This is a genomic window from Clostridium sp. NSJ-145 (assembly GCF_021044725.1).
GTDB lineage: Bacteria > Bacillota > Clostridia > Clostridiales > Clostridiaceae > Clostridium > Clostridium disporicum_B.
The window spans coordinates 37,306-59,403 of record NZ_JAJNOS010000011.1 but is presented as its reverse complement, the minus strand read 5'-3'; the positions used below and the strand labels follow the sequence as shown (position 1 = coordinate 59,403).

The window sequence follows — 22,098 nt, the reverse complement described above, 5'->3', positions numbered from 1 at the left end:
AATCCCCTATTTTCTATAGTTTATCTAAAATATATTTCATTATTGAATCCCAACTATATTTTTCTGCAGCTAAATTTCTCATATTTTTATGTAAGTTAGTATCATTTCTTACTTTTATAGCAAAATCGATAGCTTTATTTATATCTATAGGAGAATTATCATTTTTAAACTGTAGCGCAAATTCACAATCTGAACTCAGTTCTTTTTCTTCATAAGCATATATAAATGGTAATCCTGATGCACAGTATTCTTTCTCTTTAAGTGTTGATACTTTCGAAAGTCCAAGTCTATAGAGCCCTAATGAGGCTACTCCAATATCAGCCTTAGACTTTATATCTTCTAGTTCATTACCTACTTTTGTTCCTAAGAACTTAACACTATCTTTTAAATTATATTTATCAACTAATTTCTTTAACTCTTCTAGTTCTGTTCCACTTCCTACTATCCATAATTCAGGCTTTATGTTCAAAGTCGTATCATATTCCCTTAAACCTTCTATAAACCTATCTATGCCATGCCATGGACTTAAATTTGCAACTATCATAAATATAACTTTTTCATTGCTACTTTTATGGTTCCTTACTGGAATAGATTTTAAATCTACACCATTATCAACTTCTATTGCATTTACTCCCCATAGTCTTTTACTTACCGGATTATATGTAACAATTAAATCAAGTACTTTATAAGCTCTTTTTATATTTAAATCCTCATCAATTAATAACGCTCTTTTTATTATATATTTAAGATATTTTTTTTCATTTAAAATATCTTTATTAGCTAATACTTGTTCTTTTCTATATGGATATGTTGGAATTTCTAAAATAATCTTAACTTTTATTTTTTTTAAATTTTTAAATAACCTATATGTTTGTGTATCAAAATAATTATATCTTGAATACAAAATATTTATATTGTTTAATTTACACCATTTTTCTATAAATTTATATTTGTCTATTCTAAATTTAATTTTATTTGTAATATTAATTTTATCTATAATATTATTATCTATATCATAAATGATAAATCCGTTCTTATTTTCGAATGTATAAAATACATTGTATCCCAGATTACTCAAAGCTTTACATTGAGCAATAATTTTTTTTGATGTGCCAATTCCCTTTGGTAAATCTTCTCTTACATGTGAAAAAAATAGTAAATTCATTTTACCTCCATTGTTTTTATATTAAATAATTATGTAATTCTTTTGCGTAATCAAATTGATTTATATACATTTCTAAAGTTATTGTTATAATTATCAATGCTAAACTTACATTTTATTGTATTATAAGCATTCTTACTTAGTTCAGTTCTTATTTGTTTATTTGAAATTAAATAATCTATAATTTTGGATAACTCTTCTAAATCCCCTGGTGATATTAGCATTCCATTGTAATTATGTTTTATAACATTAGGGATTCCTCCTATATTCGTAGATATATTAGGGATTCCTCTTGCCATAGTTTCTAAAATTGCCATTGGCATACCTTCATTATATGACGGTAGAATATTGATAATAGAATTATTTAATATTTCTTCTTTCTCTTCTTTATTGATCCATCCTGTAACAATAATCCTATTTTCTAGTTTTTTTTCTAATATTATTCTTTTTACATTTTCAATTTCTCCATCACCACATAAATATAATTGAATATTTTTGTGTTTTTCCAAAATATTATCTACTACTTTTAAAAGATCATATATACCTTTTCTTTTGCCTAATCTTCCAAAAAAGCAAATAATTTCACCATTTTCATTGTATTTATATTCATCAATTGATACAGCATTATTTATTACCACTATTTTATTATTAGTAATTTTTTTGTAAAATTCTTCCCATTGCTGGCTCAATACAATTAACTTATTTGGTAAACTTAAAATAAATTTAATATAAATTCTAATAATAATATTACTTTTTTCATAAAATTTATCGAATTGCGAGGCATGTATATGTAATAATACTTTTTTTCTAAATAACTTAGCTATAATAATAATTAAAGATTTTCTATAAAAACTTCCATCCTGAGCTACATGTATATGTAATATATCTATTTTTTCTTTAATTATAATCTTTATTATTTTCAATATAATTGATATTGTGAAAATAAGTCTTTCTCTTAATTTTCCTTCTTTCCAGGTTGCCATATAAATTATGTTTATATCATCAAATTTAAAATTCTCATAAAAATTTTTAATAACTGTTGAAATTCCACCCATAGAATCTTTACTTGGCCCTAACATTAATACATTCATGTAAATTACCTACCTACTATTTAAAACTAATTTAAGAAATTTTAAATTTCCGATTATATATCTTTTAAACATTCTTTTTGGTTCTTGAATAAATCTATGAAACCATTCCAGTCCACACCTTTGCATCCATTTCGGTGCTCTTGTTGTTTTACCTGCAATAACATCAAAACTACCACCAACCCCCATGGCAAATGGAACTCTCATAATATCCATATGTTCTCTTATCCAAAATTCTTTCATTGGAGAACTAAATGCTACAAATAATATATCTGCATCTGAATTTCTAATTTCTTCTGCAATATTCTTAGATTCTTCCTCTTTAAAATACCCATTTCTATATCCTGCAACATTTAATGTAGGATACTTTTCCTTAAATATTTTTACTACTTCTTCTACAACTTCTTGCTTAGCTCCAAAAAAATACGGTCTATATCCTTTTTCAGCCGATACTTTAACCAATTCTGTAAATATATCTATTCCTGCAACTCTTTCTGGTAACGGATTCCCTAAGAATTTTGATCCCCATACTATAGATTGCCCATCTGCATTAATTAAAGGACATTCATTAATTATTTTAGTTAGCTCTTCATTTTCCTGCATTAAATTAACTTTACTTGCATTAATTACAACATGCTGTACGCATTCTTTACTTTCTATATATTTTTGTATTTGATCTAATGTTTCATCCATAGTTAATGCATCAACAAATGTATTTAAAAACTTAACTCTTTTGCTCATTAAATTCTATCCTTTTCTTATAAAATGTTAGGTTACAAAAATTGTAACCTAACATTTTTTATTTTATATTCTATAAACTTTTTTACCTGAATGAATTACATTTCTTGTATCATAAACTATCTTTCCATTTATTAACTCTTGATTGTTTCTAATCTCATCATGATTTACTAAAACTACTACTAATTCAGTATCACTTAAGAAATCATCTAAATTCATAACTTGATTTTCAAATTTCTTTTCTTTTATAAATGGATCATATATTTTAACTGTATCTATATTATACTTTTCAAATATATCCAATAATTGTAATGTTGGACTTTCTCTCATATCATCAACATTTTCTTTATATGTTAATCCATATAATCCAACCTTTGAATAATCTTTAACATTATTTTCCTTCATTATTTTATGTATTTTATCAAATACATATTGTGGCATAGCATCATTAACTTCTCTAGCACCTAGTACAACATTAACTATATCAGGATAATCACCAACTAAGAACCATGGGTCAACTGATATACAATGTCCTCCAACTCCTGGTCCCGGAGTTAATATATTAACTCTAGGGTGCTTATTAGCTATTCTTATAAGTTCATATACATCCATACCTTCTTTATCACACATCTTAGCTAACTCATTAGCAAATGCTATATTAATATCTCTAAATGTATTTTCTACAACTTTACTCATTTCAGCAGTTTTTATATCAGTAACAACTATTTCATTTTTACAGAAACTTTCATACCAAGATTTAACTTCTTCTCCAACTTCTCTTGAGTCAGCGCCTATTGTTCTTGAGTTATGCTCTAATTCATAAACCATTTTTCCTGGTATTATTCTTTCCGGAGCGTGAACTAAATGAATATCTTGTCCAATTTTAAATCCAGACTCTTCAATTATCGGTCTAACAAATCTATCAATTGTTCCTGGTGAAATTGTTGATTCGATGACTAAAATCGTATTTGGTTCACAAACTTTTAGTACTTGCTTAGTTGCTGCAATAACATACTTAGCGTCTATCTTTTTTGAGTCAGCTATATATGGAGTTGGTACTGTAATTATGTATCTATTAGTTCTCTCATATTCCTTTTTAAATGTAATACCTTTATCTAAAGCAGTTCTAAAAACTTCTTCTAAGCCTTCTTCTTCAAAAGTTAATTCTCCTCTATTTAAAGTATCAACTAATTTTTCATTTAAATCAGTCCCTACTACTTCAACTCCATTAGCTGCAAACATTAAACTTGTAGGTAGTCCTATGTAACCTAATCCTATAATATTTAATTTGCCCACTCTATTTTCCCCCTCCAATAAAATTAAAATTTTCTTCTATTATTTCTAAAATTCTGCCACATGCTCTCCCATCCCCGTATGGATTAGTTGCTTGTGCCATGGTTTTATATGTTTCTTCATTATTTATTAATTCATTTGCTATATTAATTATTGTTTCTTTATTAATCCCTGCTAACTTAACAGTTCCTGCTTCAACTGCTTCCGGTCTTTCCGTTTCTGTTCTTAAAACCATAACTGGCTTTCCTAATGCTGGAGCTTCTTCTTGAATTCCACCTGAATCAGTCATTATTAAGTAAACCTTAGCCATTAAGTTAGTAAATTCAACATATTCTAATGGTTCTATTAAGTGAACTTTATCTAAATATTCATCAAAATATTTATGTGCTAATTCTCTAATCGATGGATTTTTATGCATTGGGAATATTACTTCTACATCATCATTACCACTAATTAGTTCAATCATAGCTTTAAAGATATTCTCCATTGGTTCACCCCAATTTTCTCTTCTATGAGTAGTAAGTAATATAACTTTTTTATTTTCAAAATCAATATTATTTAAAGTTTTATCTTGAAATATATGATTTTCATTAACAACACTTAATAATGCATCTATTACTGTATTTCCAGTTACATATATCTTTTCTTTATTTACACCTTCAGAAAGCAAGTTTTTCTCATTAGTCTTTGTAGGCGCAAAATGTAAATTAGTTATAACACCAGTTAATTTTCTATTAGCTTCTTCAGGAAATGGTGAATATATATCATAACTTCTTAATCCTGCTTCAACATGCCCTACTGGAACTTTATTATAAAAGGCAGCTAAAGCTCCATTTAAAGTAGTTGATGTATCTCCATGAACTAATACAATATGTGGAGTACATTGCTTTATAACTTCATCTACTCCTTTTAGTACCTTATTAGAAATATCAATTATAGTTTGACCGTGAGCCATTATATTTAAGTCATATTGTGGTTTAATATCAAATATCTCCAAAACTGAATCTAACATCTCTCTATGTTGTGCTGTTACATAAACAATAGATTCAAATCTTTCATCTTTTTCAAGAGCTTTTACTAATGGAGCCATTTTAATTGCTTCTGGTCTAGTACCAAATACGCTCATAACCTTTATCTTTTCCATATTTTATCTCCCTTTATTAACTTGCATTTTTATCCCCAAACAGCACCAACACTGTTTTTAAAATCAATTTAATATCTATTAATAAACTTCTTTCTTCAACATATTTAATATCAAGCTTCATCCACTCTTCAAAATCAATGTTATTTCTTCCGCTTACTTGCCAATAACAAGTTAATCCTGGTTTTACTTCATGTCTCTTATTCATCCAAGATTCAAACTGTTCAACCTCTTTTGGCAAGCTCGGTCTCGGTCCAACAAGACTCATATCTCCTTTAAGAATATTTACAAGCTGAGGTATTTCATCTAAGCTTGTCTTCCTAATAAATCTTCCAACTTTAGTAACTCTAGGATCATCTTTCATTTTAAACATTGGTCCTGACATTTCATTTTGTGCTTCAAGATTTTTCTTTAACTCTTCAGCATTTACTACCATTGATCTGAATTTGTACATTTTAAATTTCTTCCCATATCTCCCTACACGCTCTTGAGAAAATATTACTGGACCTTTAGATTCTAACTTTATTAAAACCATAGTTACTAAAAGTATTGGGCTTAATAAAATTAATCCACATAATGAAGCAATTACATCTATACCTCTTTTAAGAAACTTATAGTTTTTGCTCTTTTGCAGTACAATATCACATTCATTAACGCTATATTGTAATTCCTCCATAACATAGCACCCCTAACTTTTTATATTTATTAATCAAAAACAAAAAAACACTATAAAATTAATTAAAACAACTAAAAAACTCCATAAAAAATTCCGGTATTCCCCCAAATACCGGAATCTAAAACATACCAAAACAAACTTACTGCACTTGTTTTAAATGAAACCTCTCTTCCTAATATCAGAAGTATAGTTTCAAATACCCAAATTCCGTGTATTCTATGGTAAAAATTAAATTTGAATCTTTAATCACTCAATTTTATGTAAATATTTTTCACTGCAAACTAACCTTTCACTTTACCTCTTTTGCGAAGCAAAACTATCGCACTCAGCATAGCTATGCTTTAGACCTTTACGCCAGCAAAACCTTCCCCCTGACATAGTCACTTCCCCGCTAAACATAACTACATTTTTACTTTAACTCTTTTGCCAACCAAAGCTACTGCCCTTAGCGTAGCTGACTTTTTGGCTTTTGTGCTAGCAAAACTTTCCCTTCGAGTCAGAAACTACTAATTCCCATAATAGTAATAGTATTTATTCTTACTATTTTCTACCCCATTAAGAACAGTTCCGATAATATTTCCATTAACTTTCTTTATTGCATTAACAGAGTTCATAACAACATCTTTCTTCGTTTGTCCAGCTTTTACAACTAAGATTGTCCCATCCACCTTTGTTGAAAGTACCTGTGAATCTGTTACAGCACCAATTGGAGGTGTATCCATTATTATGTAATCAAAATGCTTTTTCATTTCATCTAAGAAAGTCCCCATAGCTTTTGAACCTAGCATTTCTGAAGGATTTGGTGGTATTTTACCAGCTGGTACTACCGTTAATCCTTCATTATATTTAACAGCTACATCTTCCATAGTCTTTCTATGTAATAAAAGGTCTGATAAACCGTAATTATTTGATATTCTAAATAATTTATGAAGTGAAGGCTTTCTCAAATCACAATCAATTAAAAGAACTTTACTTTCGCCTTGAGATATTGCTAATGCTAAATTTCCTGAAGTTGTACTCTTTCCTTCACCCGGTTCTGAACTTGTAACTACTATAGTCTTATATTCTTTATCAAAAGAAGAATATTGAATATTAGTTCTAAGAGTTCTATAAGCTTCCGCTGCTATAGATTTAGGTTTTTTATCAACTATAAACATTCTTTTACCTCCTAAACTTCATCTAAATTTGGAATAATTCCAAGTACAGGTATTTCTAATTCTTTTTCTAACTGTTCTTTATTTTTATAAGTATTATCTAAGTATTCAAGAAGGAATACTAAACCTACACTTACCATTAATCCTAAAAGAAAAGCTATTGCTATATTCATAACTTTATTTGGACTTACTGGGTTCTTTGGAGTTTCTACAGCTTCTATTACTCTAACATTACCATTTGGTACTAACTCCTTAGCTGTTTTTATAAAATTATTTGAAATAGCTTTAAGCATTACTTCTGCTTCTTTCGGATCTTTACTTTGATACTTTATTTGTAATATTTGAGTATCTGTAACTGGCACTACTGTTAAAGCACTTGATACAGTTCCAACTTCTAAGTCATATTTCGAGTCCTTAATTGCACTTGTTAATAAATCTCTAGTCTTAATTGTTTCTGAATAAGTCTTTAATAGCTTTTGATACATAGCTATATCATTGCTATTATATGTTTCTGTTGAATTTTCTTCTTTACCAACAAAAAGTTTTGTGCTTGCTTCGTATACTGGATCAATTATAAAGAAACTAAAAACCCCTGCTATAACTGTAGCCAAGATAGTTATTAAAGCTATCATCTTCCAACGTTTCTTTAAAGCTTCAAAAATCTCTTCAATGCTTATCACTTGTTCTTCCATTAAACTCACTCCTATTTTAAATTTTATAATGTCATTACTTAATATTTGGAATCATACCTAAACAAGGTATATCTAAACTCTCTTCAATTTCGTCCTTACTATTAAAACTGTTGTTCATAAATTCTTTAAATAGCGCTATTCCAACACCAATAGCTAGTCCCAAAATTAGGCCAATTAAAATATTTATAACCTTATTTGGCCCAATGGGATTTACTGGAATTATTGGTTGCTGAGTAATATGTACATTCCCATTTGGATAAAGAGTTTTTGAAAGTTTCATAAATTCCTCTGTTAATCCATAAATCATATTATAAGATTCTTCTTTACTATCACTTACATACTTTAACTTAAGAATCTGAGTATCTGAAATAGGTACTGCACTTGATTTACTCATAGCCTCTTCCACAGTCACATCTTCACCCACATTGCTTATAGCTTTACTCATGAGATTCTTTGTCTTAAAAATCTCGCTATAAGTCTTAAGCAATCTTTGATACAAAGTAATCTCTTCATTAGTATAATCAGAAGATACATTTTTAAAATTCTCTTTACCTATAAAAACCTTAGTAGTAGCTTCATACTGTGGTGATATAAAGAAAAAAGTTATAATTGCAGTTACTAAAGTTACGGTTAAAGTAGATATTAAAATTAATCTAATATTATCTTTTAAACTTTTTATAATATTTTCAATCTTCAATTCCCTCATATAACATCCCTTTGCTGTTTTATTTTTCCAAATCAAAACACTATTCATATAGATTGCATACAGAATTATATCAATTAATAATTATTTTGAAAACATTATTCGACATTTTTCTTACATCCTCTTTTTGTTATTTTTTATGTTTTTTTAATCTATATTAAAACATTTCAATTAATTCCAAAAAAATGTAGTTTATTTTTATAATAAACTACATCTCTTATTTTATTAATAAAAAAACGATTATGTATTTGACTACATAACCGTTTCTATAACACTATCATAATTAACTACCTTTAATATAACTTTTTTAAATAATTTACCACACTCTTCTTTTATAGCATAAAAAGAATTATCAGTTCCAATCCTAAAATTTTCTGTTTCTTTATTCTTTTTAATATAATATATTTTAGAATTAAAGATGTCCTTACCTATAATATAATTTTTATTCTCCTTTAAGAAAATACATCTATAAAGTTTCAATTCTTCCCTCATATATTTGCATCCTCCTTCTATAATTTCACGGAAAAACCTTATACATTTACATTAATCCGGTATTCACTTTAATTTATTTTTATATTTCACTATTTTCAGAAACTTTTTATCATATGCAGACTAATTATAATTTATAGAGATAATTTAGTAAACATACTTACACTTTTTATATTTTTCCAAATTAACATATATTTTTCTTTATCTCTTCATATTATCACCAAAATATGTTATACTTTATTTAGAACATATGTTTTCTATTCTAAATTTGAAAGGAGCTTTTTCTTATCTATGAAAAAATCTAATATCATCTCTAATCTTGATATGAATAATCAATTCACATCATCTAAAAACTCACCTAAAGTAAATTCTCACTATAAAAAGGAAATAAATTTAGTAGAAACTCTAAAAAAAGCCAAAGAAAAAGACCAGGGTTCAATACTTACCTTAATTAATAAGTACTATCCCCTGGTAGATAAATATAGTAATATATATAAATTAAAGAATTATGAAAAATCTGACCTAAATCAAGAAGGCAATATAGCAATTCTTAATGCCATAAACAAATTTGACCTTTCTAAAAATCTAAATGCCTTTGATGGATATACTATTAACTCTATAAGAAATAAATTTGGTACTCTTGCTAGAATCCATATTAAAAGAAATACTGAATCAAGTCTTAATATTTTGGGCAACGATGAAGAGCTGGTAGAAATAATTGACCTTATCGAAGATCCTATTAATATTGAAGAAAACTATATCAAATCTGATGAATCCTCAAGAATACACTCTGCTCTTAATACTCTCTCAAAAGAAGAACTTACCTTAATAGATGCAATCTATCTAACTAAATCTCATTCTCTTTTAAAATACTGTAAAGAAAATAATCTCACCTACCATATAACTAGGAGAAAATTAAAAAAGTCACTAGAAAAACTTAAAACATATCTCCAATAAGGTTGCTCACATCTATTATTACTTTCCAAGCGGAGCATCATTTTGAATATTATCGTTAACTCCAGCTGTACCTTCATCTGTTGTATTATTATTATTATTGTCTACTGTTGGTTTTTCATCATTTGTTGGAGGTATTACTTCTTCTGGTGGAACTACCACAGGAGGTACTACTTCTGTAGGTGGTATTGGTTTTATCTCTATCGGTTGTTTAACGTATATAACAATACCTTGAATATTGCTGTCATTAGTTCTATAAAGAATTGTATCATTTTCTAATTCATATCTTTTATTATTTATTACATTATTATATATATTTCTTGCAGCTGCATTAACTTCAGCATTGCCAGTATCAATCTTTTTCACATTATACCCTTCAAACAAAGTCCATAATGCAACCTGAGTAGCTAAATAAGCTTCATCTTCATCATTTACACCTAACTCTTCAACACTTCTATTTGGATATCCATTTGATAGTATAATATTTATATCACCATTTGCCGGTCCATCAGATTTAAACCTCTCTCCAGTAGGATAATCTTTATCTAAATCAAGACAATACCCAAGGCCTGCTGCTGAAACTATCTTCTGAACATTAACAACAAAATCATCATAATAGAATTTACCTATTATATTATCTTCAGTATTTATAAATAATCCTTCAGGTGCTACACTATAATTTTCATTATTAAGTGCAAATCCACTCACTGTTGTACTTAATAAAACAAATGCTAATACTAAAATAATAACTTTAAACTGAAAAGATTTAAAAGCTTTCATAATTATCACCTCTGTACTTTTTTATCATTAGCTTTTATTAGTGTTACTTAACAGTTATTAATAGTATTAGAATTTTTTATATAATTATTACTTATTCTTTCAAATTTAGTATTCTCTAAAAATTTATAAAAATTTAATCTATTACATGTAATATTTCAATAATTAACCTTATATATTTAAATGTCTAACTTTTTATTAATTTTTGAAAGGAGTATTTTATGGCAGTAGCTTCTCTAGTACTCGGAATAGTTTCCATTATCTTTAGTTTCTTTGGTGGAATTAATTTCTTTGGTGGAATCATAGGTATTGTTGGAATCATATTAGGTGTTTATGGCAAAAAAGATGAATCAAAAAAAGGCATGGCAACAGCTGGTTTAGTATGTTCTATTATTGGAACTGTTTTATGCTTTATATTCTATGTAGCTTGCGTTGCATGTGTTGGAAGCCTAGGAGCAATGTACTAATAAAAATTATCATTACTAATATTCAAACGGCTATCTCAAACTTTAAAGTTACTATATTTTGAGATAGCCTTTTCATTATTTAAGGAGATATATATGAATTATTTTAGTTTTTTTAATATAAATATTCCATCTTATAGTATTATGATACTTATTGGATTAATTATAGGAAATGTTTTTGCGTTTTTTATAATAAAAAAAAGAAATTTAATCCTAGACGATTTTATACTCATTGAAACATACGGATTAGCTTTTGGAATGCTAGGAGCTAAATTGCTATACTTATTTATTTGTAGGAAAGAAATTGATTTTACTAGAATTTTAGATTGGAATTATATTCAGCCATATATAAAAGGTGGCTTTGTATTTTACGGTGGCTTTATTGGTGGTCTACTCGGAATTTACCTGATTAAAATTATTCATAAAATAGATGTACTAAAATATTTATCAGAATTAATATTCTGTATACCATTAGTCCATGGTTTTGGAAGAATTGGATGCTACCTATCCGGTTGTTGCTATGGAGTTCCCTATGACGGTCCTTTCAATATCGAGTATCATAATATACCTTATACATTATGTGATGTTAAGCTATTTCCAATACAATTAGTTGAAGCGATATCATTATTTTTACTTGCCATGATATTCTTTTATTTAATATTAAAATATAGAGGCTCAATAAAACTAATTTTATATTACTTCATTTCATATAGTATTCTTCGTTTTTTTATAGAATTTTATCGATACGACTCAGCAAGAGGTGGAATATGGATACTATCAACATCACAATGGATTAGCTTAATTATACTTATTATTAGTATTATAATTCTAATTTTTAATAGAAGTTTATGTACTAAGGTAACGAATGCAAGGTAATTAATGGTAATCTTATATACCTCAAATTAAAACTATAATTTTCATTTTATAGATACGAAAGGACAAGTTATATAACTGTATATAACCTGTCCTTTTATTATTTTGTAATCCATCTATCTAAATAGACAGCCCCATTTATCATATCAAACTTAAAAAATTCCTAATATCTTCTTTCTTTCTTTAATAGTATTTCCTACAAACTCAACCTCTTCATTATTTAACATAGCTTCTGAAGACTCTTTGAATAAACTTATATCTTCTTTTTCTACTATATTTAAAAATTTAGTTAAATCAGTATCTCTCTTACTATCTCTATGCCCATCAGAACCTACAAAATTATAAACTCTATTCATCAAATAAATTTCAGCTGTTTTCTTAACATCTTTACCAAATCCACCTGTAACACTTCCAGCATTAAGTTGGAATAAACATCCCTCATTTATTAGCTTGTTTATTAATGATGGTTTCTTTATAAATGGTCTATATCTTTCAGGATGAGCTATTATAGGGGTTATCCCTTTTAGCTGTAACTCATATAAATTATCTATAACTTCATCTAAATTAAACTCTAACATCGGCAACTCAATTAACATATATTTTGTTCCATTAATTGTACCAATAATCCCTGCATCATAATATTTAATTATTCTGTCTGCATAATAAACCTCTTGTCCTTGGTATATCTCAATGTTTATATTATTATCCTTAGCTAACTTCCTAAGCTTATCTACTTCTCCAGTAACTTCGCTATACTCATAAGCAAATCTTCCTCTCATAAAATGAGGAGTTGCCACTATCTTTTTAGTGCCACATCTTTCAGCTATCCTTAACATTTCCAATGCCATTTCCTCATTTTTTGCCCCATCATCAATTCCTGGTATAATATGCGAGTGTATATCAATCATACTTTCTATATCCCTCTCTTTAAAAATCCTTAAATATTACCTATTTTATAATCTAATATACTAAACATTATACAATATAATATATGATTTTAACTATAGCATTTTTATGTACAAACTGTTACTAAAATACAATTATCATTTTAATATCCAGAATCATAGCTTTCAGTTATTATATTTATACATATTATTCTATATAGCATTTATCTATAAATCTGACCCATATAAAAAAGACTCAGTCAGATAAAAATCCAACTGAGTCTATACTATTCTTTCCCCTTGCCGAAGGCAACCTTTCACTTTTAACGAAGTAAAACCTTTCCCCTCACCGCAGGTGACCTTTCACTTTTGCGAAGCAAACCTTTCTCCTCACCACAGGTGACCCTTCACCTTTGACAAAGTCAAACCATCACCTCACCACAGGTGACCTTTCACCTTTGACGAAGTCAAACCATCACCTCACCACAGGTGACCTTTCCCCTCGACGTAGTCGACTAAATCGCTTCTTCTTCAATAGCTACTGGTTGTACTACTTCTTTGTTAATTCCAACTATCTTCATGATTTGCTCTGATCTTTCCTTAGTTGATCCTTTGATTACTGAGTATTTAACATTTTCAGCATCTAAGAATCCTAAGATAGCCTTGTCCACAGCTTGAGCAACTTCCTCATCTTGCCATCTTACTCCGTCTTTCTTATATCCAAACTCTCTTGGTACGAAGAATATGTAATCATATTGTGGTAAATCTCTTAAAGCTAAGCTATATAAATCTTTTAATATTTCGATTTCCTTCTTAGATCTAACTTTATCTCCAAGCATTAATCTTCCATATATATATGGTACAAATGTAGCATAGTCAGTTACCGCATAATCAAAGCTATCTAAGCTTTTTTCTAAATGTAACTGACCTAAATATATTCCGTATTGTTCAGAGATTGATTCAATCATTCCCTTTTCTCTTAAGTAATCTGTGCTATATTCTGTAGCAACACCTACATTTATATCTCTAATCTTTAAGTCTACATATAGTTGTTGAATTAGTGTTGTCTTCCCACATCTAGGTCCCCCTAGGATTGCAATTCTTACTGGCATTGGCAACTCCTCCAAATATTTATAATAAATTTCAATCAATTATTCGTTATAATAGATTTTAATTATAACAACAAAATTCGACTTTTTCAACCTTTAAGGTAAAAGTAATAATTAGCAATTAAAGTATCATATTTTATCATCTCATTTGTCATAATATAACTCATCACTTCATATTATTAATTAAATTATTTATAATTGGAGGATATCTTGAATTTTGATGGTATTATTATTGGTTTAGTTTCTTTTCTCATAATAGGATTATTTCATCCTATAGTAATAAAAGGTGAATATCACTTTTCTAAAAATATTTGGCCAATTTTCTTAGTAGTAGGAATTGTATTTCTTGCAATATCACTCTACATTGACAATTCTATACTCACTGCTTCATTAGGGGTAACAGGCTTTAGCTGTCTTTGGAGCATAAAAGAATTATTTGAACAAGAAGAAAGAGTTAAAAAAGGCTGGTATCCTAAAAAGCATAAATAATATAACTACTATTTTAATATATAAAAAACAGCGCTACTTAAATGTAGCACTGTTTTTTATATTGATTATTCTACTATTTTAGTTTCAGCAACCTTTGCAATCCAATCCGCTGATTTCTTTTTCTTTCTCTTATATCCATCCATAAGGTCTACTGAAACAAATCCATATCTATTCTTAAATGCATTCATCCAAGACCAGTTGTCTATAGCTCCCCAATAATGATATCCTACGCAGTTTGCTCCATCTTCAATAGCTTTTACAACCCACTCAAGATGTTCTTTAACAAACTCTATTCTATAATCATCTTGGATTACTCCATTTTCATCTGCATATTTAGCTTCGCCTTCAACTCCCATACCATTTTCTGATATGAAGAATTCTAAGCCTGGACACTCATTTTTAATCTTCATTCCAAAATCATAGATTCCTTTAGGGTATATCTCCCATCCTCTATGGACATTCATCTTTCTATCTGGCCAGATATATGGGTCTGAGAATATTGGATTTCCCTCTTCATCAAACTTTTTAGCTGGAGCTTGTACTCTTGCTGGTTGATAATAATTAAATCCTAACCAATCAACTTTACCCAAGGATATTATTTCTTTATCTCCTGGTCTAATATATGGAGCTATTCCGTACTCTTCTAATGTATCAAGTACATCTTGAGGTAATTCCCCCTTGCTTACAACATCTAACCACCATCTATTATGAATTCCATCTTCCATTCTAACTGCTTCTAAATCTTCAGCTGATGGATTTTCCTTAGTATATGGAGGTGCAAAACAGTTTATTAAACCTATCCTTGCTCCTTCGCATAATTCCCCTGCTTTTTGAGCTAATCTAAACTCATTAACAGCTAAACAGTGAGCTAAAGTTATATGATATTGTACTGTCATAGCTCTTTTTTCATCTCTTATATATGGATACCATAAAGCTTGATGGAATGTACACATTGGCTCAACTATTGGCTCATTAAATGTAAACCAATGCTTAACCTTAGAGCCAAATTCCTTAAAAGCTTTTCTAGCATAATTAGCATAAGCTTCTATAACATCTCTACTTTCCCAACCACCTCTATCACAAAGGTAAGCTGGCATATCAAAATGATAAAGATTAATAAAAATATCTAATCCATTTTCTAAAGCACAATCTATTACCCTATGATAAAATTCTGCTCCCTCAGGATTTATGTTTCCATCTCTATCTAAAAAACGAGACCATTGTATTGATGTTCTAAAAGAATTAAAGTTTAAAGACTTTAACATCTTTATATCATCTTCATATTTATTATAAAAATCATTTCCCACATAACTTCCAACATTATTATGGAACTTATTAATTTCTAAGTCAGAATATCTGTCCCAGAAGCTTGGTAACTTTCCACCTTTGTTATGAGAACCTTCAGTCTGCGGACCAGACATTGCTGCTCCAAAGAAAAAGTCTTTTGGTAATCTACAATCTTTCATAAAAACTTCCCTCCATCAATAAATTAGCTAATATACCCACTCTCTAAAAGTATTAATAACTCTAATATAGTTAATAGTTATAATGACTATATTTTTAATATCAACACTATTTAGTACAAGTTCTAAAATTACTAGCCAACTTGTCCCTATTTACACTTTTATACTATAATAAATAGATATATCTGTAAACAATTTCAGGATAGTTTTCAATTTTTGAAAATTAACCTATGTTCCACACTATTCAGTTTATTACTTTCTTTTATTGTTTATAATAAATCATCTTTTATTTTATAATTATCTATTTACTCATAAATCTTATCTATTACTTTCTATAAAGATGGTCTTACCCTGCCAATAGGCCTTTTTATAGTCCATCTACATATCTCTTCAATTCTTCTATTCCTTCAGTAGAATAGGCTGAAACCTTAAAGACCCTACTAACTCCTGCAACTCTCAATTGTTCTTCAATAATATCTATACTATCTTCACAACAATCTATATCAATTTTAGTTATAATGCCTATAACTTCTCTACCAAAAGTCCCTGCAAATCCAGGTGGCATTATAGAAATCGTATCCCCACACTCCTGAACTAAAGCAATTATATTAGCCTCAGCAGCTGTTGTTATTAAAGCACTATAATAATTTCTATTCTCCAAATATTCACCAGGAGTATCAATAGAATCAACATATAAATCTATAAACTGAGTCTTCTTATACCTAATCTCCTCCCCCTGAAGTCTCTGACAAAGAGACGTTTTACCACAACCACTTTTACCTATAAATATAACCTTCTTCATAATCTCACCAACTTTAACTATTAATAAAAATTGCTAATATATAATACTTACACAGGTAGATTAATCTATTTTATATGTTTTAAGGAGGAAATCATATAAATTATATCTTATCTATAAACTACCATATTAAATATTACATATTAGCAATACTTTAAACTTTAATATATTTTAAGACCTTGTTATATTTGTTGCTGTAAACTTAAGCATATCTCCAAGAACCTTCATAACTTCCCTTAAAGATTCTTCAACTGAAGATACAGAACCAACTATAACTAAAGATCCACTAAACCTATCAATAAATCCAATAGACACATCAGAAGCCTTAGTTGCAATATCAGCAGCTATTATAGTCCCTTCACTTGGAGTTATTGTCATTATCCCAATAGCTCCCTTTTGATTAGTTACCAAACCTAACTTTTGATACAATTCAGGCACAGGATTAGCAATAACATGAGCCAAAGTAACCTGCTTACCAGGAACAAACTCCTGAATAATTCTAGTAGTCTCGGATTTTTCAAATATATTATCCACAAATCCCACCACCTTAATTTCCAATTTTCTGGACCTTCGAGGTCCAATTAATACAAGTTCTCTATAAAGTTATCTGATGGATTTGCAATTACTGCTGAGTCTAGTAGCATTCCACTCTCCATTAGATGCTTCTTTGCATTTTCTACTGACATTTCAACGGCGGATAATTCTCCATTTATAATAAAGAAGCTTTTTCCACACATCCCTCTTGCAAGTCTAACTTCCACAAGAGTAACTGCTGATGTTTTTGCTGCTATATCTGCTGCTTCAATTATAGATGCAACTGAATAGCTCTCAACTATTCCAACAGCTCCCTTAATTTCTACAGATGTACTTCCTGATATTGCACCATATATTTGCTCAGTAGGATTTCCTAATAAGAATGAATCTATCACATTATGCTCAAAGCCTATCGTTCCACCTTCTATGGCAGCCTTAACATCTGATAAGTTTCCCTTAAATAATACAATATATTTCCCAGGACATACTGTTGCAGCATGAATAATGTCTATATTTGATGTCTTTGACATTTTATCTGCAGCCATCATCCCTGTTGGAATCTTTAAATATTCAACTAATCCTAATGCACTAACCAAGAATTATCCCTCCCTTCTTATTACTAAATAATCTTTATTTATTTCACTAATAATTCCATCTATAGGACTATGTAAAAAGACTCCTAAAGACTTCTCATCTATACTTCCTATAACTTGTCCACTAGTTACCTTATCTCCCTTATTAACATTAAATGTTACTGGAGCACCTATTGATTGTCTGGCTTTTATAGTTAAAATATTTGGCTCTAAAGTCATCTCATTTAGAGGAGCATCAACGTTGTACTGGGTTAACTTTAACCTTGCAACAACTCTACCTACAGGCACTCTTCTAAATTCCTTTTCCTCTTTAACCTTACTATCAACCTTTGCTAACTTAACACCATTAGCTCTAAGTCTTCCTTTTAAATCAGCTATAATTGCTTTAGGATTTAATCCTTGATGACAAGAATAAGCTGAACAAAGATTACATTCACAACATGCCAATGCATTTACAAAAACTTCTGAATTATAATCAAGTCCAAAAGCTAACGAATTCATAATTTTATGTGGCTCAATTGAATGTCCTAATAAATTTCTTGGACATAAATCTGTACACATTCTACATTGAGAGCAGACTCCCATGGCTCTCTTTAAAGCAATTTTCAATCTATATTCTCTAAGCTCAATTATTGGATTGTCCATTGGTAATACAAATATACCCTTTGTAGTTTTAGTTACAGTATCATTTAAGTTCCCTATTACACCAGTCATTGGTCCACCAACTAGAAGCTTATAACTATCTATAGATGGTCCACCAGCTTCTTTAAGTAAATCACCAAACTTTGTCCCTATTGGAACTCTTAAAGTCTTTGGCTCATTAACTGCTCCCCCAACTGTTAAATACTTGTATGTAACTGGCTCCTTCTTTTCTACTGCATTATAAACATTTAGCGCTGTTTCAACATTCATAACCATTGCCCCAACATTTATAGGAATTCCTCCTTGAGGTACTACCCTACCTGTTGTTTCATAAACTAAAACTACTTCATCACCTGCTGGATATCCATCCTTAAGCAATTTCTTTCTAAGTCGTGGGTACTTATAAATAACTCTCTCAATAGCTTCATCAGCATCATGATAATGTTCCTTATAAGCCAATATTCCTTCCTTCGCTCCTACAGCTTCAACAACAAGACTCAATCCTGTCAAAATCTCATCTGTATGAGTTGCTAACAAATTCTGATCAACCCTAAATAAAGGTTCACACTCTGCACCATTTAAAATAACAGTGTTTACATCATAAGATAACTTCGCATAAGTAGGGAAACCCGCTCCCCCTGCACCAACTATCCCACTTTCCTTAAGTAAATCCTTTAACTCCTGAAGCACCATCTCAATCACTTCCTTTACCTCTATACCTTATGACCAAACAATTCCATAATCTTTTGCGTAAGCAAAACCATCCTCTTGCCACAGGTAACCACTACCTTTGACGAAGTCAAACCATCACCTTTGCGCAGCAAACCATAACTTCGCTATAAGCGACCATCACCTTTTGCTTCAGCAAAACCATCACTAATCTACGATTCCAACAATAGCTGCATCAGCTGGTACCTCTTTATTAAGTCCTAACCTAGCACTAGACCCAGTAGTAACTATAACCTCAGTATTTATCCCAGCTCCTACCCTATCAATTGCAACTATATTCTTCCCATTATTATAATCATCAGCAGGCTTAACTATCAAAAGCTTATACCCCATCAAATTATCCTCTTTTCTAGTACTAACAACATTCCCAATAACAGTACCAATAAACATTTTTTTCTCCTTTCAAGAAAAAACAAGACTTGTCCAATCTTCATCCTTGTCCAAATCAACTTCTGTTACTTTCTTCATTAACCTTAAGACCTTTTATATCAAATCCCTTAAGAAATTTTTAGTATTTTTTGTTAGTTATGTATGTTTATATTTGATACATACACAGGAATATCATGAACTAACATCTAGAATTTCATTATTTCTGGAATGAAAATTACGTTAAAAAGTTTGTGCTGTTTTTTTAATGAAGCTCCTTCTCCTAACGTCGAATGAGTAAGTTCGATTAACAAAATTAAAATTTTGAATCTCACTTAAGTTCACAAACTTTAGTAATTTTCATGTAAGAAATAATAGAAATTCTTATGCTAGTGAATTAATTCCGAAGTATGAAGCAAATATAAACATTTTTCTAACATTAAATAATTTCTACAAAGCTTCCATTTTTGATTCCTAATGCATTAGCCTCATCTGTATCTATATGCATTTCAAAGTGGAAATCTTCTCTTACTCTAACGTCTACGTTTTCTAATATTCCAGCTCTATCGCCTTTTATTCTTACAGATACAACTCCTTCTCCAATTCCAAGTCTCTTAGAATCTTCTGGATGCATATGTATATGTCTTTTAGCAACAATACATCCTTCATCAATTCTTACAGTACCCTTTGGTCCTACTATAGTTATTGGTGAAGAAGACTTAGTATCTCCTGAAAGTCTAACTGGAGCCTTAACCCCTAAGGTTATTGCATCTGTAGCTGATATCTCAACTTGAGTTTCTTTTCTTACTGGTCCTAAAATTCTTACTTTTTCAATACTTCTTAACTTAGGTCCAACTATTGTAACAAGCTCCTCTGATGCAAACTGATCTCCCATTAGATATTTCTTAACATTTAACTCATACCCCTTACCAAATAAAACTTCTAAATGTTCCTTTGATAAGTGTATATGTCTTGCAGAAACCCCAACCTTCACCTCTTTTTTAGATGAAGGTTGTTCATTTTTCAATACGTCCATTACTTTTTCAGTTATAAGTTGTACTAATGTTTCGTTCATTTAAATCACCAAACCTAACTAAAATTAAGCTTGTTTTGGTAAAATTGATTCTACAGTTGAGTGTGGTCTTGGAATTACGTGAACAGCAACTATTTCACCTAATCTTGAAGCAACCTCCGATCCAGCTTCAACAGCAGCCTTAACAGCTCCAACATCTCCTCTTACCATAACAGTAACTAATCCAGATCCTATTTTTTCAGTTCCTACTAATTCAACATTTGCAGCCTTAACCATTGCATCTGCACCTTCTATAGCAGCTACTAATCCTCTAGTTTCTAACATTCCTAATGCTTGTTGTCCCATTTTAATTCCTCCTAAATTCTCATCTTTTTTATTAAAAACTTCTTCTTTATTAATCTCTAAAATAATCTCATCTTCAGCCTTATCTTCCTTGCTGACTACTTCAATAACTTCAGCTTCTTTGACATCAATTCCATCTTGAACAATATCATCTTTATTTACAGCATCTGCTGCTTTTGATTCTTCAATATTAACTTCCTCTACCTTTGAAGCCTCAACCTTAACCTCTTCTACTTTAACATCTTCAACCTTTGCTTCGTCAACTTTAGCTTTAGACTTTTTAGGCTCTTTTACATCTTTCTTAGCAGATGTTTTTCTGCCTCTTTTAGGCTTTTTTTCTACAGACTCTTCAGTTGATTTTTCAATATTCTTTTCATCCATAAACTATCATCTCGCTTTGTTAAATTTCAAGCTACTCCTATCTAGCAAAGCCATTATTTCTTCATGTGGTCTTGGAATCACAGCATGAGCAACACATTTAGTTATAGAATCTGCAGTTCTCGTTCCAACCTCAACAGCAGCTTGAACATCTTCCACAGAACCTTCTACAACTATTGTTACTAATCTTCCACCAAGCTTCTTCTCCATAGTCTTAAACTTAACATTAGAAGTCTTAGTCATACTGTCCAAAGCCTCAACCGAAGCCACAACCCCAACAACCTCAACTATACCTATTGCATTCATTATAACCACCCTAATTTCAAAACACTTTTTTTAAACTTAAACCTTCACCTTTTGCAAAATGAATCTATCTAATTTAAAAATAAATCTATCCATCTCACAAAAGATGATTATTAAACTCTAGCCTAAGAAAAACCTTATCCTCACTGAGTGTGACTCCATGCCTTTAACGTAATTCAGAACTTACCACTCAAAAAAAGATAATCCTCAGTCTTTTGCGCTAGCAAAAC

Annotated in this window: 26 protein-coding genes; 4 read left to right on the top strand and 22 right to left on the bottom strand. The window is 29.8% G+C overall.

Going from position 1 to position 22,098, the window contains the following annotated elements:
* Window positions 1-13 precede the first annotated feature (13 nt).
* The 10 genes from LQE93_RS11000 to LQE93_RS10955 form a co-directional block, all read right to left on the bottom strand.
* Window positions 14-1,165, bottom strand: a complete 1,152-nt coding sequence (locus LQE93_RS11000; protein ID WP_231073619.1) for a glycosyltransferase — start codon at window positions 1,163-1,165, stop codon at window positions 14-16.
* Between the two features lie 50 nt (window positions 1,166-1,215).
* Entirely contained in the window at window positions 1,216-2,253 is a 1,038-nt protein-coding gene (locus tag LQE93_RS10995; RefSeq protein ID WP_231073617.1) for a glycosyltransferase family 4 protein, read from the bottom strand.
* A 9-nt stretch (window positions 2,254-2,262) separates the two neighbouring features.
* The gene (locus tag LQE93_RS10990; protein WP_231073615.1) at window positions 2,263-2,991 is read right to left on the bottom strand and encodes a WecB/TagA/CpsF family glycosyltransferase; all 729 of its coding nucleotides are present in this window, start codon (window positions 2,989-2,991) and stop codon (window positions 2,263-2,265) included.
* Window positions 2,992-3,054: 63 nt separating this feature from the next.
* Entirely contained in the window at window positions 3,055-4,284 is a 1,230-nt protein-coding gene (locus tag LQE93_RS10985; RefSeq protein WP_231073614.1) for a nucleotide sugar dehydrogenase, read from the bottom strand.
* Between the two features lies 1 nt (window position 4,285).
* Window positions 4,286-5,425 (bottom strand): non-hydrolyzing UDP-N-acetylglucosamine 2-epimerase, encoded by a 1,140-nt coding sequence (gene wecB / locus LQE93_RS10980; protein ID WP_231073612.1) that lies wholly within the window; start codon window positions 5,423-5,425, stop codon window positions 4,286-4,288.
* A gap of 16 nt (window positions 5,426-5,441) precedes the next feature.
* The gene (locus LQE93_RS10975; RefSeq protein ID WP_231073610.1) at window positions 5,442-6,098 is read right to left on the bottom strand and encodes a sugar transferase; all 657 of its coding nucleotides are present in this window, start codon (window positions 6,096-6,098) and stop codon (window positions 5,442-5,444) included.
* Between the two features lie 506 nt (window positions 6,099-6,604).
* Window positions 6,605-7,255 carry a CpsD/CapB family tyrosine-protein kinase gene (locus LQE93_RS10970; protein ID WP_231073608.1) on the bottom strand — a complete coding sequence of 217 codons (651 nt, stop codon included), beginning with the start codon at window positions 7,253-7,255 and terminating at the stop codon, window positions 6,605-6,607.
* Window positions 7,256-7,266: 11 nt separating this feature from the next.
* A complete protein-coding gene (locus LQE93_RS10965) occupies window positions 7,267-7,944 on the bottom strand; it encodes a YveK family protein (RefSeq protein ID WP_186837691.1) in 678 nt (225 codons plus the stop codon).
* 34 nt (window positions 7,945-7,978) lie between these two features.
* Complete coding sequence (locus LQE93_RS10960) at window positions 7,979-8,650, bottom strand: YveK family protein (RefSeq protein ID WP_231073607.1); 672 nt, start codon at window positions 8,648-8,650, stop codon at window positions 7,979-7,981.
* Window positions 8,651-8,899: 249 nt separating this feature from the next.
* Entirely contained in the window at window positions 8,900-9,139 is a 240-nt protein-coding gene (locus LQE93_RS10955) for a hypothetical protein (RefSeq protein ID WP_231073605.1), read from the bottom strand.
* A 288-nt stretch (window positions 9,140-9,427) separates the two neighbouring features.
* Here LQE93_RS10955 and LQE93_RS10950 point away from each other — a divergent pair, with 288 nt between their 5' ends.
* Window positions 9,428-10,093, top strand: coding sequence for a sigma-70 family RNA polymerase sigma factor (locus LQE93_RS10950; protein ID WP_231073603.1), 666 nt, complete (start codon window positions 9,428-9,430; stop codon window positions 10,091-10,093).
* A gap of 18 nt (window positions 10,094-10,111) precedes the next feature.
* Here the strand turns inward: LQE93_RS10950 and LQE93_RS10945 are convergent, their stop codons facing one another.
* A complete protein-coding gene (locus LQE93_RS10945) occupies window positions 10,112-10,870 on the bottom strand; it encodes a thioester domain-containing protein (protein WP_231073601.1) in 759 nt (252 codons plus the stop codon).
* Window positions 10,871-11,088: 218 nt separating this feature from the next.
* On the opposite strand from LQE93_RS10945, the gene LQE93_RS10940 reads away from it, so the two are divergent.
* Together LQE93_RS10940 and LQE93_RS10935 are read left to right on the top strand one after the other, a co-directional pair.
* Entirely contained in the window at window positions 11,089-11,334 is a 246-nt protein-coding gene (locus LQE93_RS10940) for a DUF4190 domain-containing protein (RefSeq protein WP_055268287.1), read from the top strand.
* Window positions 11,335-11,427: 93 nt separating this feature from the next.
* Window positions 11,428-12,207 (top strand): prolipoprotein diacylglyceryl transferase, encoded by a 780-nt coding sequence (locus LQE93_RS10935; RefSeq protein ID WP_231073600.1) that lies wholly within the window; start codon window positions 11,428-11,430, stop codon window positions 12,205-12,207.
* A 149-nt stretch (window positions 12,208-12,356) separates the two neighbouring features.
* On the opposite strand, the gene LQE93_RS10930 is transcribed toward LQE93_RS10935, so the two are convergent.
* On the bottom strand, window positions 12,357-13,112 hold the full coding sequence (locus tag LQE93_RS10930; protein ID WP_231073598.1) for a tyrosine-protein phosphatase: 756 nt from the start codon (window positions 13,110-13,112) through the stop codon (window positions 12,357-12,359).
* Window positions 13,113-13,603: 491 nt separating this feature from the next.
* Complete coding sequence (locus tag LQE93_RS10925) at window positions 13,604-14,200, bottom strand: ATP/GTP-binding protein (protein WP_186837685.1); 597 nt, start codon at window positions 14,198-14,200, stop codon at window positions 13,604-13,606.
* A 207-nt stretch (window positions 14,201-14,407) separates the two neighbouring features.
* Between LQE93_RS10925 and LQE93_RS10920 the strand changes: the two genes are divergently transcribed.
* On the top strand, window positions 14,408-14,686 hold the full coding sequence (locus LQE93_RS10920) for a DUF4491 family protein (RefSeq protein ID WP_231073596.1): 279 nt from the start codon (window positions 14,408-14,410) through the stop codon (window positions 14,684-14,686).
* A 65-nt stretch (window positions 14,687-14,751) separates the two neighbouring features.
* Here LQE93_RS10920 and LQE93_RS10915 read toward each other — a convergent pair whose 3' ends face one another.
* The 9 genes from LQE93_RS10915 to LQE93_RS10875 form a co-directional block, all read right to left on the bottom strand.
* Window positions 14,752-16,152, bottom strand: coding sequence for a glycoside hydrolase family 1 protein (locus LQE93_RS10915; RefSeq protein WP_231073594.1), 1,401 nt, complete (start codon window positions 16,150-16,152; stop codon window positions 14,752-14,754).
* 364 nt (window positions 16,153-16,516) lie between these two features.
* Window positions 16,517-16,951, bottom strand: a complete 435-nt coding sequence (locus LQE93_RS10910; protein ID WP_231073592.1) for a EutP/PduV family microcompartment system protein — start codon at window positions 16,949-16,951, stop codon at window positions 16,517-16,519.
* A gap of 168 nt (window positions 16,952-17,119) precedes the next feature.
* Window positions 17,120-17,473 (bottom strand): ethanolamine utilization microcompartment protein EutS, encoded by a 354-nt coding sequence (eutS, locus tag LQE93_RS10905; RefSeq protein WP_055268303.1) that lies wholly within the window; start codon window positions 17,471-17,473, stop codon window positions 17,120-17,122.
* 56 nt (window positions 17,474-17,529) lie between these two features.
* Complete coding sequence (locus tag LQE93_RS10900; RefSeq protein ID WP_148315782.1) at window positions 17,530-18,078, bottom strand: BMC domain-containing protein; 549 nt, start codon at window positions 18,076-18,078, stop codon at window positions 17,530-17,532.
* A gap of 3 nt (window positions 18,079-18,081) precedes the next feature.
* Window positions 18,082-19,410 (bottom strand): 4Fe-4S dicluster domain-containing protein, encoded by a 1,329-nt coding sequence (locus tag LQE93_RS10895; RefSeq protein ID WP_231073743.1) that lies wholly within the window; start codon window positions 19,408-19,410, stop codon window positions 18,082-18,084.
* 183 nt (window positions 19,411-19,593) lie between these two features.
* Window positions 19,594-19,836, bottom strand: a complete 243-nt coding sequence (locus LQE93_RS10890) for a EutN/CcmL family microcompartment protein (RefSeq protein WP_055268271.1) — start codon at window positions 19,834-19,836, stop codon at window positions 19,594-19,596.
* Window positions 19,837-20,251: 415 nt separating this feature from the next.
* Window positions 20,252-20,887, bottom strand: a complete 636-nt coding sequence (pduL, locus tag LQE93_RS10885; RefSeq protein WP_231073590.1) for a phosphate propanoyltransferase — start codon at window positions 20,885-20,887, stop codon at window positions 20,252-20,254.
* A gap of 24 nt (window positions 20,888-20,911) precedes the next feature.
* Entirely contained in the window at window positions 20,912-21,190 is a 279-nt protein-coding gene (locus LQE93_RS10880; RefSeq protein WP_055268299.1) for a BMC domain-containing protein, read from the bottom strand.
* Window positions 21,191-21,574: 384 nt separating this feature from the next.
* Window positions 21,575-21,871, bottom strand: coding sequence for a BMC domain-containing protein (locus tag LQE93_RS10875; protein ID WP_055268267.1), 297 nt, complete (start codon window positions 21,869-21,871; stop codon window positions 21,575-21,577).
* Window positions 21,872-22,098 lie beyond the last annotated feature (227 nt).

Bases quoted from the DNA above. Each gene is read 5' to 3' on its own strand.
- LQE93_RS11000 (WP_231073619.1), bottom strand. From the start codon at position 1,165: ATGAATTTACTATTTTTTTCACATGTAAGAGAAGATTTACCAAAGGGA.
- LQE93_RS10995 (WP_231073617.1), bottom strand. From the start codon at position 2,253: ATGAATGTATTAATGTTAGGGCCAAGTAAAGATTCTATGGGTGGAATT.
- LQE93_RS10990 (WP_231073615.1), bottom strand. From the start codon at position 2,991: ATGAGCAAAAGAGTTAAGTTTTTAAATACATTTGTTGATGCATTAACT.
- wecB (WP_231073612.1), bottom strand. From the start codon at position 5,425: ATGGAAAAGATAAAGGTTATGAGCGTATTTGGTACTAGACCAGAAGCA.
- LQE93_RS10975 (WP_231073610.1), bottom strand. From the start codon at position 6,098: ATGGAGGAATTACAATATAGCGTTAATGAATGTGATATTGTACTGCAA.
- LQE93_RS10970 (WP_231073608.1), bottom strand. From the start codon at position 7,255: ATGTTTATAGTTGATAAAAAACCTAAATCTATAGCAGCGGAAGCTTAT.
- LQE93_RS10965 (WP_186837691.1), bottom strand. From the start codon at position 7,944: ATGGAAGAACAAGTGATAAGCATTGAAGAGATTTTTGAAGCTTTAAAG.
- LQE93_RS10960 (WP_231073607.1), bottom strand. From the start codon at position 8,650: ATGAGGGAATTGAAGATTGAAAATATTATAAAAAGTTTAAAAGATAAT.
- LQE93_RS10955 (WP_231073605.1), bottom strand. From the start codon at position 9,139: ATGAGGGAAGAATTGAAACTTTATAGATGTATTTTCTTAAAGGAGAAT.
- LQE93_RS10950 (WP_231073603.1), top strand. From the start codon at position 9,428: ATGAAAAAATCTAATATCATCTCTAATCTTGATATGAATAATCAATTC.
- LQE93_RS10945 (WP_231073601.1), bottom strand. From the start codon at position 10,870: ATGAAAGCTTTTAAATCTTTTCAGTTTAAAGTTATTATTTTAGTATTA.
- LQE93_RS10940 (WP_055268287.1), top strand. From the start codon at position 11,089: ATGGCAGTAGCTTCTCTAGTACTCGGAATAGTTTCCATTATCTTTAGT.
- LQE93_RS10935 (WP_231073600.1), top strand. From the start codon at position 11,428: ATGAATTATTTTAGTTTTTTTAATATAAATATTCCATCTTATAGTATT.
- LQE93_RS10930 (WP_231073598.1), bottom strand. From the start codon at position 13,112: ATGATTGATATACACTCGCATATTATACCAGGAATTGATGATGGGGCA.
- LQE93_RS10925 (WP_186837685.1), bottom strand. From the start codon at position 14,200: ATGCCAGTAAGAATTGCAATCCTAGGGGGACCTAGATGTGGGAAGACA.
- LQE93_RS10915 (WP_231073594.1), bottom strand. From the start codon at position 16,152: ATGAAAGATTGTAGATTACCAAAAGACTTTTTCTTTGGAGCAGCAATG.
- LQE93_RS10910 (WP_231073592.1), bottom strand. From the start codon at position 16,951: ATGAAGAAGGTTATATTTATAGGTAAAAGTGGTTGTGGTAAAACGTCT.
- LQE93_RS10895 (WP_231073743.1), bottom strand. From the start codon at position 19,410: ATGGTGCTTCAGGAGTTAAAGGATTTACTTAAGGAAAGTGGGATAGTT.
- LQE93_RS10890 (WP_055268271.1), bottom strand. From the start codon at position 19,836: ATGTTTATTGGTACTGTTATTGGGAATGTTGTTAGTACTAGAAAAGAG.
- pduL (WP_231073590.1), bottom strand. From the start codon at position 20,887: ATGAACGAAACATTAGTACAACTTATAACTGAAAAAGTAATGGACGTA.
- LQE93_RS10880 (WP_055268299.1), bottom strand. From the start codon at position 21,190: ATGGGACAACAAGCATTAGGAATGTTAGAAACTAGAGGATTAGTAGCT.
- LQE93_RS10875 (WP_055268267.1), bottom strand. From the start codon at position 21,871: ATGAATGCAATAGGTATAGTTGAGGTTGTTGGGGTTGTGGCTTCGGTT.